General features: G+C 37.5%; 11 protein-coding genes. 3 read left to right on the top strand and 8 right to left on the bottom strand.

The annotated features are described in order from the left end of the window. Positions 1–197: 197 nt before the first annotated feature. From L5M51_RS00055 to L5M51_RS00045, 3 genes are all read right to left on the bottom strand, one after another. Positions 198–947, bottom strand: a complete 750-nt coding sequence (locus L5M51_RS00055) for a hypothetical protein (protein ID WP_263171039.1) — start codon at positions 945–947, stop codon at positions 198–200. Positions 948–1,028: 81 nt separating this feature from the next. Beyond that, a complete protein-coding gene (locus tag L5M51_RS00050) occupies positions 1,029–2,126 on the bottom strand; it encodes a hypothetical protein (protein ID WP_263171038.1) in 1,098 nt (365 codons plus the stop codon). A 258-nt stretch (positions 2,127–2,384) separates the two neighbouring features. Continuing rightward, positions 2,385–4,253 (bottom strand): zincin-like metallopeptidase domain-containing protein, encoded by a 1,869-nt coding sequence (locus tag L5M51_RS00045; protein WP_263171035.1) that lies wholly within the window; start codon positions 4,251–4,253, stop codon positions 2,385–2,387. Positions 4,254–4,911: 658 nt separating this feature from the next. Here L5M51_RS00045 and L5M51_RS00040 point away from each other — a divergent pair. Both L5M51_RS00040 and L5M51_RS00035 read left to right on the top strand, forming a co-directional pair. Beyond that, on the top strand, positions 4,912–5,841 hold the full coding sequence (locus L5M51_RS00040; protein WP_263171033.1) for a hypothetical protein: 930 nt from the start codon (positions 4,912–4,914) through the stop codon (positions 5,839–5,841). A gap of 443 nt (positions 5,842–6,284) precedes the next feature. Beyond that, a complete protein-coding gene (locus L5M51_RS00035) occupies positions 6,285–6,686 on the top strand; it encodes a hypothetical protein (protein WP_263171030.1) in 402 nt (133 codons plus the stop codon). 169 nt (positions 6,687–6,855) lie between these two features. Here L5M51_RS00035 and L5M51_RS00030 read toward each other — a convergent pair whose 3' ends face one another. The 5 genes from L5M51_RS00030 to L5M51_RS00010 are packed head-to-tail and all read right to left on the bottom strand — an operon-like array spanning position 6,856 to position 15,457. Further along, positions 6,856–7,854, bottom strand: a complete 999-nt coding sequence (locus L5M51_RS00030) for a hypothetical protein (RefSeq protein WP_263171027.1) — start codon at positions 7,852–7,854, stop codon at positions 6,856–6,858. Between the two features lie 3 nt (positions 7,855–7,857). Beyond that, entirely contained in the window at positions 7,858–11,112 is a 3,255-nt protein-coding gene (locus L5M51_RS00025; RefSeq protein WP_263171026.1) for a type I restriction endonuclease subunit R, read from the bottom strand. A gap of 3 nt (positions 11,113–11,115) precedes the next feature. Continuing rightward, positions 11,116–12,066 carry an FRG domain-containing protein gene (locus tag L5M51_RS00020; protein WP_263171023.1) on the bottom strand — a complete coding sequence of 317 codons (951 nt, stop codon included), beginning with the start codon at positions 12,064–12,066 and terminating at the stop codon, positions 11,116–11,118. Positions 12,067–12,074: 8 nt separating this feature from the next. Further along, on the bottom strand, positions 12,075–13,418 hold the full coding sequence (locus tag L5M51_RS00015) for a restriction endonuclease subunit S (protein WP_263171022.1): 1,344 nt from the start codon (positions 13,416–13,418) through the stop codon (positions 12,075–12,077). Then, positions 13,418–15,457: a class I SAM-dependent DNA methyltransferase gene (locus tag L5M51_RS00010; RefSeq protein WP_263171019.1), complete on the bottom strand. Its 2,040-nt coding sequence runs from the start codon at positions 15,455–15,457 to the stop codon at positions 13,418–13,420. Before L5M51_RS00010 ends, L5M51_RS00015 begins: the two co-directional genes overlap by 1 nt. 252 nt (positions 15,458–15,709) lie before the next feature. On the opposite strand from L5M51_RS00010, the gene L5M51_RS00005 reads away from it, so the two are divergent. Then, positions 15,710–15,882: transposase (locus L5M51_RS00005; protein ID WP_263171552.1), on the top strand; the 173-nt coding region annotated here is incomplete at its 3' end.

Below are 15,882 nucleotides of genomic sequence, written 5' to 3'. Positions count from 1 at the left end.
TCAGGGTTTCATGGTAAATAATTAAATAAGATTGTTACAAATCTAATTACTATCAAAGGTTTTTCCTAAAATAGCGTTCAATAATAACATCAACCTGACTCGACTAACACAACATCTTCAAGCATGAAATATCAGTAAGAATTCTCGATCTAGATAATCTCAATCTGTCAATAACCTTCCGTATTTCAATTTTAGAGTTACTCAGCGATAAGATAGACACTACGATTAAATTCCTCTTCAGGAATAATTCTTATTTCATTTATTTTTAATAACAAATCTGCCAATTGAGATAGCTTATCTTCATTGCTAGAAGTCCAAGAGCTCCTTGGAATCCAAGTTTTAATAACAGGGTTTCCATTGCCATTATGTGTTAAAGGACAATAGGCATTTCCAGTGACAATGACATAATCATTACATTTAAGGCTATTTATTTGATTTGAAAATAATTTCGGGTCTAGATTCTCTCTTATCAGTTCAACTAAAGCACTAATACTATACTGGCTATGCCTACGCATCATTCTCACTAAAGAGTGCTCCGTAAAATAAAACAGCACTCTAATATTGCAATTATTCTCTGCTAAAATAGCAAAAGGATCCGTTGAGTCAATTGATTGACAACAGACTGGGTATAAACGTTCTCCTTTTAAATATGAAACCCCATAATCGTCAACACTAACCCAACCCAATGAAATATAATCTGACACCTCTTTTTTTGATGAGTGCTTTGTAACAATTTTATCGAAAATTGTATCACTAAGTCCATGGTCATTAACCAAACATTGCAGTTCATAAAAATTTTTATTACTTTTCTTCTTTTTCCTAAATTTAATCATGAATTGTTTATTAATCAGGATATAGTTCTCTCTAGCCTTTTTCATTTCCCCCTTTAATATCGCTCTAGCATGACTATCATCATGGACTTTTAGTTTTTCGTTACTAGTATTCATCCTTAACCCTTTTTATTTTTCATGCCAACAAATATCATGACTTATCACTAAGTGTACTCATCAGGTTAAATTACTTAATGACTATAATCCTTGCCATTTTATGTCTATAATTTCCCCATGCTTTTGCCGCAGTTCATCAATACATACCTTTAACCTCGGATCATCATCAGTTATTATCATTATATAGTGAGGCTGAGTGTTAATTTTTAAACTCAAAGAGGCGGCTTCAACAATAGGTTTAATCTGATATGATAGTTTTTCGACATCTGAAATGATAGCTTCTTGACGAGATTTAATCCCTTTCGATTTAAATGTTCTCCCTCCTTTGAATTCCATTATTGAAACCAATTCAGGTAACTTATACTTATCATTTTCAATCGTTCTTTTGTTATTTCCAAAAAGTTGAAATTGTCCGATGAATTTATCACCAAACACTGCAATATCTGGAATATAATATTGGCGTGTTCCATATTTATTACAATTAAAAAAAACTTCTGAAGCTAGCTGAGTATGTTTTAGACCTTTACGTCTAAGTATATGATAAAGCAAACCTACATGAGCACACTCTGGACTATCCTCCTCTGTGGCGACTTCATAAAAAAACTCTGTCCAAGTGGATTTCATATTAAGAAGAGCAAGAGCAGAAATATTTGATGTACAATCTGGAATGCAAAGTTTATGCTCTTTTCGTTTTTCATTCTCCCATATTTCACAATTATCATTTAACTGAGCAAGGTAAGCAAAGTGAACGCCTTGCTTATTGGATACACTAGAGTATTTATCTACATCTTTTTTAGAAAAAGCTATTCCTAGTACTAAAAGGTCTACGCATACTAGCCAAGATTCAACATGCTTACCTGTTTGCTTTTGAAGACTTAGCAGCTTATCAATGTCATGCTGTAAACCTTTCCCTGTATTCTCAACCTCTTTCATATTAGCTAGTGAGTTTCTATGCCCATTTGCACCAGCTTTAAGCTCTATAGAGATTAATCGATCCGTCTCCTCAATGACAAAATCAACTCTTCCACCGTCAACAGCTTCTTCTCTTCGAATCTGATCTTGCTTGTAATTTAATCTACACTGATGGTAAAAAATTGATTGAAAAAGTCCTTCAGAGCCACATACATCTTTTGCCTCAGAAAAAAAACCAATTATTGTTTTCTCAATTTTAGTAGTCATAAAGTGTTTCCTTACACCTGATAATCTTAACTTATTGAGTTATGTCATAAGAGTCAATAGCCTCCTCAGGGCGAGAGCACACTTTGTTAAATCAAGTAACAAGCCCGATTTTTGCTCATTAAGCACACAACCCAAGAGTAAATAGCACTTGGTTTTACACCGTGGAGTGAGCAATATTTATACCTATTGATGTTGTTTTGCTCTGCCTGCTCATTTTTTAGGTTAGTGTGCTCTCACCCTGATTTGAATGGGAAGTATTTATCTCGTAATTTTTCTTCTACAGTTTGGCTTATCACTCACATCGAATAGATATTGCTTGTCCGTCAGTTCCCTTATCGTGTCGACAGCTTCAGCATCCCCCTTCAGTTGAACACCATCAATTTCTAGCTGATAGAGATAATCAGTGATCTTATCTTTGCCATAGGATGCATGAAACTGCTTGATTAATGCATAATCATCAAACCTAACATCCACATCAGTATTGAAAATATCATTTAACGAATATTCTGAGACAATCCTTCCCGCTTGGGTAGCATCAAAAATTAAAATACTATGCTCTTTTTTCAAAAAGTCTCTAAAGTCATAATCCAACAGAAACTGCTCTTTTGAGCTTGAAAGTAGCTTACCTGTAGCCAGAAGTCGCTCAACCTCATTTAACGCATCAAATCGCTGATTTAAGAATTTATTAATCGCTTTCATAGCTGTCTTATTAAGATAATCAGCAATAAACAGCGTATCAGTATCAACATTGCTATAGCCTTTGCTCAAACAGCTTATTCTGAATTGCTCAATATCCAAGTTTTCTACAAGCTTCGCTTGATACTCTTTGGCTTTAGTTAATATAAAATCAGCAGCATTACTGCCCTGATGACAGGCAATGCTAAGAAAATCTTTAGAACCACTATCTTGCTGAGTTTTTAGCCAGTTAGCGATGTATGCGGCACTTTGTTTATCTGTGACACTTGGCAAGTTAAAGCGCTTTAAAAGTTGTAATGATGAACTTTCAGCACAAAGCTCTTCCATACCATAATTTGACGAACCGAAGTTTCCTGTAAGATTACGTTTTAGTCGTTTTTCATGACCAGTTGAATGCGATAACTCATGACAATAAGCCCCTGTGTATACTAACTCAGGATGATCAGTTATAAAGTTCTGCTCAGAAACCATCGCTATTTGATCTTTAGCTGGGCTGTAATGGCAACTTGTTGGATGTTCGATTAAATCAATCCCCATAGCCTTTCGACTTGCGTCAATCACGCATTTGGCCGCATAAATTTTTGGATCAAACAATCTTTGACGTTCCTCATCTGTTGAGCACTGTTCGAGCTTCTTAAGCAGTTTTGTTTCTTTATAACTTTCAATCCAGCTTTTATAAATCTCATTGTCGCGTAATCCATTAGTAAATTGCGAATGATGAAAAATTTCGAACTGCTTGATAATTTTTTGTTGGCGATAACTTTCCTGTCCTTGTTGTTGTGTTAACAACTTATACTTCTTTGTCGATATCCATTTCTCTGGATCATTACTATCTAAAGTTTCATGAACGTAAAGCTCAACTACTTTCTGACACACTGCTATACACTCACTAGGTACATCAAGATTAAGCTGTTCAATATTTGATCGATTCAGGAAAAAAGGTAAATCTAAGCCTAATTCGTCTTGCAAGAGACTTAAAAGTAGATCATTACCACCTAAATAAACTTCTCCTGATTTGGCATTTTTGGGTAAACCCAACACCTGATGATCTACCCAAGGTTTTTTGAACTTAAACTCCTCACCACTTTCGATAAAACTTCGGTAAATCTTTAGTACCTGCTCCAACACCACCTGATCATTTTTCTTCTTTTTCGGCTGTTCGATTTCAATAGACTCAAGCAGTGCTTTAACTTCAGTCAAGCTTTTAGAATTTTCATCCTCTGTATCATCAGATCCAGCTTTTTTCAAAATTTGAGTGAGTTGATGCTGTTTTAGAAATTGCGTAAATTTTTTTGCAGTCAGTTTATCGTTAGCTGTTCGCCCTCGTGATATATAAAAATCAAGTTGCTTTACTGACTTAATTGCAGATTGTGATGCTAAAAACTTCTGTTTGATGAGTGTCAACACACTGGTATTTTCGTTGTTCTCCATAAATTGATTCCGATGACACTAGTGAAAAAGCACACTAGTTAATTTCAATAAACCATAAAAAAATTAAAAGTCAAAAAAATGAATCACAATTATTTTAAAAAAGCAAAAAATATTGATTTTTATAACACATTGTTTTTAATTGACTTGCTGAAGAATTTAAAAAATAAAAAAATATATTTTTAACTTGACTTTTAAATACACTTGACTATTCGGTTTCAGTTGATAACATGTGCAACGTTGTCAAACGTGTATTTAAAAAAACACAAGTAAATTATGAATAAGCTAATACAAATAGATAAATCATTATTGGAGGTGTGGAACTAGAATCAGATTCTGGTCGCCTACTCTTCAGCCAGAATAAAAAAACAGGAGAGAAATGATGAAACACGCCAACTCAAGCTAAATTAGAACAAACCTCGCACGTGAGTTATCGAAAGTCATTTTCTAAATGATTTACGGCTTCTTGCACCCAAAATTTAAGATAAAAAATTAATGCTGGACTCACCAGACAGGATTCTTGCGCTTCGAATTTGGTGAAACTAGAAAAATGGAGGTAACAATGAACAAAAAACATCGATGAGGCGGATCACTGATGGCTTCGAAAGTTTATTTAACCAGCAAAATCAAAATTTAACACACTAATAATTAAGGGAAAATAATGAACTACTCTATATACAAAACTCAATTAGATAGCTTTAAAAGTAACAGTCAAGGTAAAGCAGCTTTGAGAAAGATCTTTGGAAAAAAGCCCGTCAATCTTCAAGATTTATTATCTATCGTCAGGCAGAGACTCATTGAAACTGAAGGTGAAAGTGAATTTAACCTTGGTATGGGAAAAATACTTAGTGAAGAAATGTTATGGAGTGAATGCGGCTCTCCTGTCATCTTTATCGAAAACGAAGCATTGGCTAACAACCTTTTTACTGCTGAGTTCGATTTTAAAAACAACTTTACTGTTCAGCCTCCTTTTAAATCTTTTGCCTTATCATTTCCGAAAGGAACGCTAGTTAACGGTGTAAAACTAACTAGTTGCCTTGTGACCATTATGACAGAACAAGAGTTTGTTGATTTATACAAAGACAAATGTCAACCAATTTGGGGAGAGTTCGCAACCACATATCCTAACCAGTTATGTGTCCATGTCCATTACAGAAGCGAGGAATTTAGAACGGATTCATGTTTCAGTCCTATCCCAATACTTACAGAAACACTAACAAAGAATGCTAAAAAACCTTTACCGAATCGAAGCACAGATGTTTTAGATGCTTTAACTAGAATAGCGTTGTCTTTATGCGTTTATCACTCAGCGACTGATGGTAAGAAGCTTGTTGACGGCTATCCAAAGTCAGCAGTATCACTACCAATAGGAAAGAATAGATCAGCTTTCAAAGGGTTAATACTACGCGCTCCAGTACAAAATAAATCTGCGGGTGAAGCTCGAAAAATTAAGTATCGAATCCCGTTTTACAGGAATCTTAGAGCAAAAAGATACTATCAAGGTAAGTACAAGGATCTTAAACCAGGGACACGCTGGGTTCTTGTTAAGGAGGTGGATGCAACAAACAGCATGAATACCATGCTTCAGTAACAGCACAAGAAAAGTACCTGCCGAGTTAAAGGCAGCATTTAAAGTCACGATACGTATTCGAGCCAACAAACAAATCAAAGGAGAATATCTATGGATCTATCATATGAAGAACTTGCAAAAATAATAGAACAACAGCCCCGACTATATGAGTTCGTCAGGTGCTTGTATGAAGGGAAGAACTATAGACTTAATAAGTTAAAGTCTATGGATAGTATTAACTTCAGTATTGCAATCGAAATAGTGCAGTTTTACTACCCAAGTGAGTACTTCTATCGGCTTGTAATAGCAGGTAAAAAACCAATCTAAACACGTAAAAACATCCAAATAGGATACCAAATGTTTGACCAAATCTTAGTGAATTTATTACTGAGTGGGAGGTGTCACAAAACCTGATTTTGTGCCGTTAAGCCTCCTTTTGCCTAAAAAATATAAAGGAGACAAAAATGGGCTTATCAATCACCACTAAACAATCTTCAGCAGTTATCGTACCAAGTCGAATCATCAACATTTTAAAAGAATGGCATGCCGATTGGGTTTCACTTCAAAGTATCACATCAGGAAGTTCAAGGGAGGACGTCGCGATAACATATGCAAATATGTTGCGAGACATCATTAAACAACGAAAAATAAACTTAAATTCCTGTAGTAACCTACTACTGCTTGCGCTAAAAAACATTGAAGATAGTAATCTTGAGACAACGACTAATTACTTTGCATCTTCAAGCTATCTCAGCTTGGAACAATACCTCATCGATGCAAACCGTCATCAAACTAATATTGAGTTAGAAGCTGTGAAAATCATCAGTTTTCTAGTGGATCGTTTCGATATCAGATTGATGGATTAACAGAAAGAATTAAGCACAACCAAAAACGGTTAGTTTCTGGTTGTGTTTTTAGCATCTATCTATACACAAACATGCCCCATGCTCAATTAATTGGTTTGGTGATATATTTCCATTAAAAATACTGGTTTCAGCTTACACACTAAAATATATATTGGTTTTACATTAGCGTTCAGTTCATTCGTTCTAGTTTGTCAGAAATTCTAATGTTGTAAGGGTTCATCTCATCAGCTAAAAAACCATCAAACCAAACCTCTAAATCTGCTACCAGCTTATTACCAGAAATAGCGATGCCCTTTGCTTTAGTATTGAATTCTGATGGTGATACCTGCTTATCGATAGGTGAACTTCTGACAAGATTGTGAAGCGCAAAGTTTCTAAGCTGACGCCATTCATCTATTCTATGGGATAATGTATCAGGCAAGATCGCTGAAGATAAAACAACAAGTTTATTTAAGGTTTTTGATTTCGCTTTTTCGCCCCGAAGATACAACACCATCGACAACCGATCAGAGATAATACTCTCAGTAAGAGTAATCGCTTCAAGGTAAAACTCTTGCTCAATTGCCATGTTGATCCGATTGTGGGCGTACTTATGAAGTTCATCCTTTTCTTTTAAGCTTGCGGATAAACTGCCAAACTCTACACCAAAGTTCTTTGATAGATGCAGTTCCATCAGCATTGCACGCAATGAAGTAACCTGTTTCATTAGACCACGTAGCTGCGAAAAAAATGTATGCAAGTAAGTAAAAGTAAAAATATCTTCTCTTTTTAGCCAATAAGCGAAGTTAGGCACTTCAATATCGTGTGCAACCTTTAAGTACCTATCACCTATCTCGTAAATAAAATCATGAATAAAGCTAGATATTGGTGCGATATGTAGCAAAATGGTTTTCCCCTCTGGATAAAACCACTTTTTATCTTCATTCATATCCAGTATTGGAGCTTCAAAAATATGACCTTTTTCTGTTGCACAAGGAACTGCAAGCTCAAGAAGCAGATCCATAATCTCATTTGGGCGAATATTTTCATAGCCATCACGAGTCAAGCAATCATAAAGCCAATAGCTAAAGCCATACACATCAAGGTTCGGACCATGAAAGAAAGGAAAAGATTTTAGCCCCTCAATCTGTTGCAGTTGCTCCTCTTGGGTTAAGACGTCTTTCTTCATTAACTATCCCTCAGCATTCATACCAGCTTTATCAACTGACTTTCCCAAGCCCTTCATCAGCATGTCAAACATCAAGCCTGCAAAGCCTCTCGCAACAGCTTCATTGGACAATACCTTCATTGCCATTTGCTCATGAATACCCATACTTTCAATCACTGCGGTATTAATTGACTCTGGAAACTGGCCTAACATGGCTTGTTCTTTAGTATTATTGCGCAACTGATCCATGACGATTTCATTTTCAGATACTTTACCCGCTATGGTATTTGCATAGTTGATCATATCGGTTTCAGATAAACCATCTTCAACAAACAAATCGTTCATTCGAGCGATAATTTCATTCAATAGCTCAGTTTTCGGATCTTTAGGTGCCGCGCCAGCGCCTTCCTTACTCGGCGCTAAATAAGACTTAGGCTCTTCACCTATTTTTGTTCCTAACTGCAAGTTCGCTTCACGCTGTTCATGCAAACGGTAATGTGTCATCACAACATCAGAAAGATCGACATCGTCCTCCAGCATATCAAAGCGTAACAATGGATGTAGATGCTTAGCAAAGATGCTCAGTTTTTCTAGGTCGTAGTCATTAAAATCAACTATCTGAGAGCTAAACTCGTAATAGCGATAGAATGAAATTAAATCTTTCTTAAACACCTCTAAAATATCTCGGGCTTCTTTTGCATGTTTCACGCTGTTTTCAGCAAACTTAATCGCTTTATCATTCTGTACCATTTTCGCTTTTGAAAGCTCGGCCTGTGCAGTCTGCAACACAAGCGTAGCCTCTTTGTAGCGCACAGCAAAGCGTTCAACAGGTGCTTTACAGAGGTTAGCCAGTTTTGCTTGGCTGGCATGTTTACTGTTATAGGCAGTGACAAATGCTTCCACTTCAAACCACTGGTAAATGCCAACCTTTGCAAGTTTATCCATGATTTCATAAACAATATTAGGATCTGACACGCCTGAAAGTTCAGCCGTTTCAAAATACACTTTAAATTCTTTTAATACATCCTCGGGATTGTTCACAAAATCGAGCACAAAGGTCATATCCTTGCCTTTATATGTGCGGTTTAACCTTGATAACGTTTGAATACACTCAACACCTTTTAAGGGCTTATCAACGTACATAGCGACTAATTTGGGTTGATCAAAACCTGTTTGAAATTTATTTGCTACTAACATGACCTGATAATCCGTAGTATCAAATGCTTTGCGCATATCCCTACCACGCAAGTTTGGGTTCATGTTATTTTCAGTAAATGGTTGATCAGGCAAATCAGGATCATTCACCTCCCCCGAAAACGCCACCATTGCATTGATATTCTTGTAGCCTTTAGTTTGTACATACTTTTCAAACGCTAATTTATAACGCACCGCTTCTAAACGGCTACTGGTTACAACCATCGCCTTTGCTTCACCACCTAGTAAGTGTTTAATTTTACTATTGAAGTGCTCAATGATGGTTTCCACTTTCTGGCTGATATTGTAAGGATGTAACCTTATCCATTTAGCCATTTTGGAAGCGGCTTTTTTACTATCTACTTCATGGTCGGTTTCAGGATTGTCATGAGCTAATTGGTAAGCCACTCGATAACTGGTGTAATTCTGTAACACATCCAGAATAAAGCCTTCTTCAATGGCTTGGCGCATTGAATAAACATGGAATGCCAACGGTTTATTGGTATCACTTGCAGGGGAGTCCAGATCAGGTCTGCGGCCAAATAGCTCTAACGTCTTAGCCTTAGGCGTAGCCGTAAATGCAAAATAGCTGATGTTGTTTGAGCCTTTACGCGCTTCAAGCGATAAACGCAGCATATCTTCACTGTCTAGCTCTTCATCCCCTTCAAGTTGCTCTGACATTAACACTTCACGGAGTTTTCGAGCTGTAGTTCCCGTTTGGCTTGAGTGCGCTTCATCAGCAATAACCGCAAAACTTCGACCAGCAAGCGTAGAGTCTTGACGAATGGCTTCTAAAACATGTGGGAAAGTTTGAATTGTTACAATAATGATTGATGTGCTGGCTTTTAATTCTCCAGCTAATTGGCTTGATTTACTGCCTTGTGATTCTTCACGATTAACACGTGCAATCATGCCTTCATTATGGTCAAACTGATAAATCGTATCTTGTAACTGGCTATCAAGTACCGTTCTGTCAGTAATCACAATTACAGAGTCAAACACCTTATCACCAACTTTTTTACCCAGTTCAGGGTGATCGCTTTCTATCGCAGGCGAAGTATAGTGTTTTGACGCAAGTTGATGTGCTAGCCACGCAATCGAATTAGATTTTCCGCTACCTGCACTGTGCTGAATAAGGTATTTTTGTCCAGTACCTTCAATATCAAGGGTGTTCAGTAGTTTAGATACTACCGCCCATTGGTGGTAACGAGGAAAAATCAGGGTTTCTTTAGTTTGGATCGACCCGTCTAATTGCTCTTCATCTTTCACTTCAAGATGAATATAACGGCTTAAAATCAACAACAAATTATCTTTCTGGAAGATTTCATTCCAAAGATAAGCGGTTGCATATTCACTTTCATTTGCAGGGATATCGTTACCTTGACCACCATCAGCGGTGCCTTGGTCAAACGGTAAAAAGTAGGTCTTTTTACCCGCCAAGCGTGTAGTCATAGCAACGTTATATTGGCTTATCGCAAAGTGAACCAATGCACCCCGTTTAAAGGTTAATAGTGGCTCTGGTTTTTTAGTTATAGGATCTTTAGGTTGCCTATCCTTCATGTACTGGACTTTGGCGTTGTTAATCGACTGCTTAAACTCTGATTTAAGCTCACAAGTCGCAACGGGAATTCCATTCACAAACAAGGTTAAATCTAACCGACCGTCATAGCCATTAGGTGAGTAAACTAGCTCAGGCACAACCCGCAGAATGTTTTGCTGATAACTAATCAACGCATCAGGGTTTAAATCATGATCTGGCTTAAAACTACAAAGAGTAAACTTAGCGCCCCGATCTTTTATCTGGTTACGCAATACCCATAACGTACCTTTCGCTTTTAAATCACGTTCTAATGATTTAAGTAACGCATCAGCGGTAGCTGTAGGATTACGGTCAGTGTCTGGATAGTGCTTTGATAGTTTATCCCATTGCTCAGGTTGTGTTGCCTTGGCAAAAGCAATCACATCTTCAGGATAAAGTGCTAATTGTCTGTTGTATTTTTTCGACTCACCTAGCAGCCAACCGTGAGATTGCATCTGGTCAAGGATGTCATTTTGAAATATTTTTTCTTGTACTGCGTCAGCCATCTTCTAATCCTTTAGGTATTCAGCCGTTTGAGACTTAATGTGTTGAGCAACTTCATCAATCTCAGGGAACAATGTTGCCTTTGAAATCCCTAGCCCTTCTAAGTCTAGAATGATCTTATTCTTTGCTTCGGAGTTAATCTTCAGTACACAACCTCGATCTTGAGTCTCTGAAAAATATGTTGTTTTGCTACCCTTACTTTTTAAGCTTTCAACATCAATTTTCTTATAGAGATTATCCAGTTCTTCAGATGGAAGCACCTTGTTTACTCCCATCCCAAAAAGCAAAAAAGCACCACTCTGACGAATAACTCTAGGATTATCAAGCTTAGGCCTAACAGACTGAATTGAATACAAATGTTCTGGTACTATTACATCTTTGAAGTAAGGTTTTTCTGCATATATTGAGTGCAACAACTTACCGACCATCTTCCGTTCAGCTTCGGACTGTTCATCCTTTTTTATTAAAGGATAAACAAAATTCTCATCCATCCTTGCTAAGTTACTAATCACAGTGACGGTATCACTGCCGTGAAACTTAATTGCCTCATCTTTGATTTCGTAGATGATAACCTCACCATCAGACCCTCCCTTACCTCCACCTGCGTGAGAGTTACTCGCAAAGTACAAGGCTACCAATGGGTTGCTGGTGATATCAAGCAACCGAGTGGGAAGTCCATAATGTTGCATTTTTACAAGGTGATCAAATGCCGATTGACAGCTTAAAAAGTCATTAGGACAAGAAGCTATCAACTGCTCGAACATAATATGCTCTCGCTCAGAGAATAAAGAGCTTTTGTCATTATTTAGATCGGTATGACGAAACACAGAAGGAAAAGGCTTATAACTTTCTTTGGTTTGACCTCGGAAAAACAATGAATAACCCTTTCTCGGCTTGATTTTAGCTATTTCAGTCACAAACGTAGAAACAGCCCCGATTTTTCTTGGTTCTTCCATAATTATCCTTAAACCTCACCTGACGCAGTCCAATCTCGAACATCAATATTTCCCGTTACTGCTGCGGAAATAAGAGCCGTTTTTCGTTCTTGCATGAGCTGAATAGCATTGATTACTCTAGTTTCTAAAGTTGATACTATTTCTAAGAACTTATATAAATGCACTGCAATATGTTTTTGCTCATTAAGTGGCGGGGTAAAGCATTTAAAATTGAGCATATCTGCAACATTCAGACTTGCTTGGTTTGCTGTTCCATGAGCGTGTAAATCTAAATGGTCTCGGTAGGCTGTTGTTTGTAATAAAAAGAATAAATAATCTCTATCAATTTTTTTATCAATAGGTTCAAAAACAACCGTATTTTGGTTCAGTAAAGTGTTATCTAACTCTTTTGGCACCATTGCAATCTGGCCTACAGCACTATTTTTCACATCGGGACTGCTACCTACAGTACTCAGTATGATATTACCTTGAGTTAAATATGCTTTCGGGTATTTTTTAATAAAGTTTATCGGAAGAAATACATCCGACTGTCTTAGAGAAAGAAGCTTTATATCGCTAGCTTTTACAACTCGAACACCATTATCGCAGAAATCAGATGTGCTAAAGGCGACACCTTTCCTCGTTTTGATTACTTTTTTAAAAGCTATTTTCACCCAATGCTCAGGCACTTCACCTAACCATTCCACACCAGAGTCTTTCATTGGTGCGTTTGGCTGCCCTTTATAAGAGATGCCTTTGGTCACTGCGTGAGAGATAACCGCTTGGCGCTTTTCTTTTAACAGCTCAATCAACTTTTCTTGTTTGTCGATTAAGGTGTCGATCTTGGCGGTTTCGTGATCGAGGAAGTGGGCGATTTTTTGTTGCTCAATATCAGTTGCTAAATATACAAAACTATTAGCAATATCTGTAAAGTTGATCGTTTGCCTAACACCTGCGCCTAATGTTTTCATATGTGCAACATCAAACTGGTGCATAACCCAGCGAATATAATTTTTATCTAAACTTTCAGAAACATGTATTACGATATAACCAGTACTTACAACAACATTAATTTTTGAAAGCCCTGTACGTAAGCTTTTAAGATCAAAGTTTAAGTTTAAAGGGTTAATTAATAATTCATCCTTTAAAACCTCTTGATAAGAGAATTTGGTTTCTGGGGATAAATTATCTTCATTTTTATAAACAACCTCTCCAAAACTAATTGAACCAGCAGGCAATAATGGGTTAGATGTTTTAGTTTTTTCTTTTAATATCCATTTAAATTTGATTTTATTCCAGTGACGAGGAACTTCACCCAACCAATCAACACCAGACTCTTTATACTCAGGATATGCTTTATAACGACCTATCATTATGAATGCACCTCATTAAGTAACTGCATAATTTCAGCCGATACAGCATCTAAATCAGCATCAATTTCTTCTAATGCTCTTGGTGGCTGATAGACATAGAAATGGCGGTTGAATGGGATTTCATAGCCGACAATACCGACTTCACCATCTTTAGGATCTGTCTTGTTTTCATCAATCCATGCATCTGGAACGTGTGGTAATACTTCACGGGCAAAATATTCATCAACTGACTCAGTTAGTGGCACGTTTTCGTTATCACGTAAATCTGGGTTGGCTTCGACTTTACCTTTTGATTTGCAAACTAGTGCGACATCATCATGCTCACTAAGATATTTAATAATCATCTTTTGCTGCACGGCAGATAATTTAATTCCAGCTAGTTTTTTGATTAACTCTTTAAGGAACACATCACGAGAGAGGTATTTTTCTTGTTCAAAGGAAGCAAGCGCATCAAGAATGGCTTGTTGGGTAGTTTCATCCATTTTTAACCATGCGTTATCGGCTTGCAGGGCTTCAAGGCGCAATGTATCTTTCGGGTAAATCGCTAATTGAAGTGGACGCTCTACAGTAATTCTGCGATAGCCAAACGCTTTATAGTCAAAAATCTTACTAAAATCATTTTCAACAAATTGACCATAGGTTTTAACGATAATATCAATACTTTCTTCGGTAAGTTCTTTGCGTTTACTGCCTAACGATTTACGCATCGCTTGATAAAATACATTTTCAACTTCTTCAGCAGATTCACCGCCACCACTGCGCCCACGACCGCCTGTTTTAGCTCGTTCTTTTGAGGCGTTGATAAGCTGAACTTTACCTTTACGATTAGCTGGCTTATGGCTGGATAACACCCAAACATAAGTGGCAATGCCCGTGTTGTAGAACATATCGGTAGGTAGAGCTACAATGGCTTCAAGTAGGTCATTTTCAAGAATGTAGCGTCTAATTTCACTTTCACCACTACCTGCGCCACCTGTAAACAGTGGTGAGCCATTTAAGATAATACCGATACGTGAACCACCTTCATGCTGCGGACGCATTTTACTGACGAGGTGCATTAAGAATAATAGCGAACCGTCAGATACTCGTGGTAAACCTGCACCAAAACGACCTTCAAAGCCTTTTTCGTTCCGCTCATCATTGATGAACTTTTCGATTTTCTTCCAATCTACACCAAATGGAGGGTTTGATAGCATATAGTCAAATTTATCAGCACGTAGTTGATCATTAGATAGGGTATTACCTAATTTAATATTATCGACCTTTTGCCCTTTAATCAGCATATCGGCTTTACAGATGGCGTATGATTCTGGGTTAAGCTCTTGACCAAAGGCTGACAATGAAGCCTTTTCATTTAGCTCATGAACATATTCCATACCTGACGATAAGAACCCCCCTGTTCCTGCTGTTGGGTCATAAATAGAGCGCACTACCCCCGCTTGAGTCAGCACATCATCATCGTTACTGAAAACTAATGACGTGGTTAAACGTACAATATCCCTTGGGGTAAAGTGCTCACCTGCGGTTTCATTCGAGCTTTCAGCAAAACGTCTAATTAACTCTTCAAACACTAAACCCATGCCATAGTTACTAATATTGTCAGGGTGTAAGTCTGTTGTGGCAAAGCGTTTGGCTACTTTATACAGTAAATCTGCTTCTGCTAATTTATCGATGGTATTAAAAAAGTCAAAATGCTCAAAAATCTCGCGCGCATTTGGGCTGAATGATTGAATATAACTTTCTAAGTTACTGGCCACGCCTGTTTCACCAAGGCGGTTTAAATCCATCTTAGAAGTATTGTAAAAACTGTGTTTGGCGGCGTGAGTGAGTAGTTTATCTTGCGCCTCAAAGGGCATGGCTTTTACGGCTTCATATTTGGCTAACACATCGGATTTACTTGACTCAAGCACACATTCTAAGCGTCTTAGCAGGGTGAACGGTAAAATGATCCGTCCATATTGTGATTGCTTGAAGTCTCCACGCAGAAGATCGGCCACCGACCAGAGAAACGCTGCGGTAGAAGAGAAGTTATCAGCCATAAATATCGTCCAGTAATGAAAAGTGCTGCAATGCCTGTACACGGCAACTTAATCCAAAGACGATATCACAATTTACCTATTTCTCATCAAAAAACTGATGCTTTTAATCACAAATTAGGTATCGAATACAATAAAATACAACAAAAAACGCCTACTTGATAAGCAGGCGTTCACAGACCCCCTGTGTCAGGATAGTTGTCACCCCTAAATAATCATTATTTTTAAAGACAGGGCGCGGCAAATGAGAACGATATGGCTCGGTATTCACCAGAACGTAAAGAGGCGATCCTTAAAAAATTATTACCGCCTCACAATTTAACGGTCGCAGAGGTCGCTCGGGAAGAAGGCATCGCGGTGCAAACCTTGTATCATTGGCGAGATAAAGCCAGAAAAGAAGGTCGTCCCGTGCCAGGTAAAACTCTTAC

This window comes from Shewanella sp. SM73, assembly GCF_025653795.1.
GTDB classification, from domain to species: domain Bacteria; phylum Pseudomonadota; class Gammaproteobacteria; order Enterobacterales; family Shewanellaceae; genus Shewanella; species Shewanella oncorhynchi.
This window is presented reverse-complemented; position numbering and strand designations above follow the sequence as displayed.

What these genes read in the sequence shown, in the direction of transcription:
- L5M51_RS00055 (WP_263171039.1), bottom strand. Translation starts at nt 947, where the DNA reads ATGAATACTAGTAACGAAAAACTAAAAGTCCATGATGATAGTCATGCT.
- L5M51_RS00040 (WP_263171033.1), top strand. Translation starts at nt 4,912, where the DNA reads ATGAACTACTCTATATACAAAACTCAATTAGATAGCTTTAAAAGTAAC.
- L5M51_RS00015 (WP_263171022.1), bottom strand. Translation starts at nt 13,418, where the DNA reads ATGATAGGTCGTTATAAAGCATATCCTGAGTATAAAGAGTCTGGTGTT.
- L5M51_RS00025 (WP_263171026.1), bottom strand. Translation starts at nt 11,112, where the DNA reads ATGGCTGACGCAGTACAAGAAAAAATATTTCAAAATGACATCCTTGAC.
- L5M51_RS00020 (WP_263171023.1), bottom strand. Translation starts at nt 12,066, where the DNA reads ATGGAAGAACCAAGAAAAATCGGGGCTGTTTCTACGTTTGTGACTGAA.
- L5M51_RS00030 (WP_263171027.1), bottom strand. Translation starts at nt 7,854, where the DNA reads ATGAAGAAAGACGTCTTAACCCAAGAGGAGCAACTGCAACAGATTGAG.
- L5M51_RS00050 (WP_263171038.1), bottom strand. Translation starts at nt 2,126, where the DNA reads ATGACTACTAAAATTGAGAAAACAATAATTGGTTTTTTTTCTGAGGCA.
- L5M51_RS00045 (WP_263171035.1), bottom strand. Translation starts at nt 4,253, where the DNA reads ATGGAGAACAACGAAAATACCAGTGTGTTGACACTCATCAAACAGAAG.
- L5M51_RS00010 (WP_263171019.1), bottom strand. Translation starts at nt 15,457, where the DNA reads ATGGCTGATAACTTCTCTTCTACCGCAGCGTTTCTCTGGTCGGTGGCC.
- L5M51_RS00035 (WP_263171030.1), top strand. Translation starts at nt 6,285, where the DNA reads ATGGGCTTATCAATCACCACTAAACAATCTTCAGCAGTTATCGTACCA.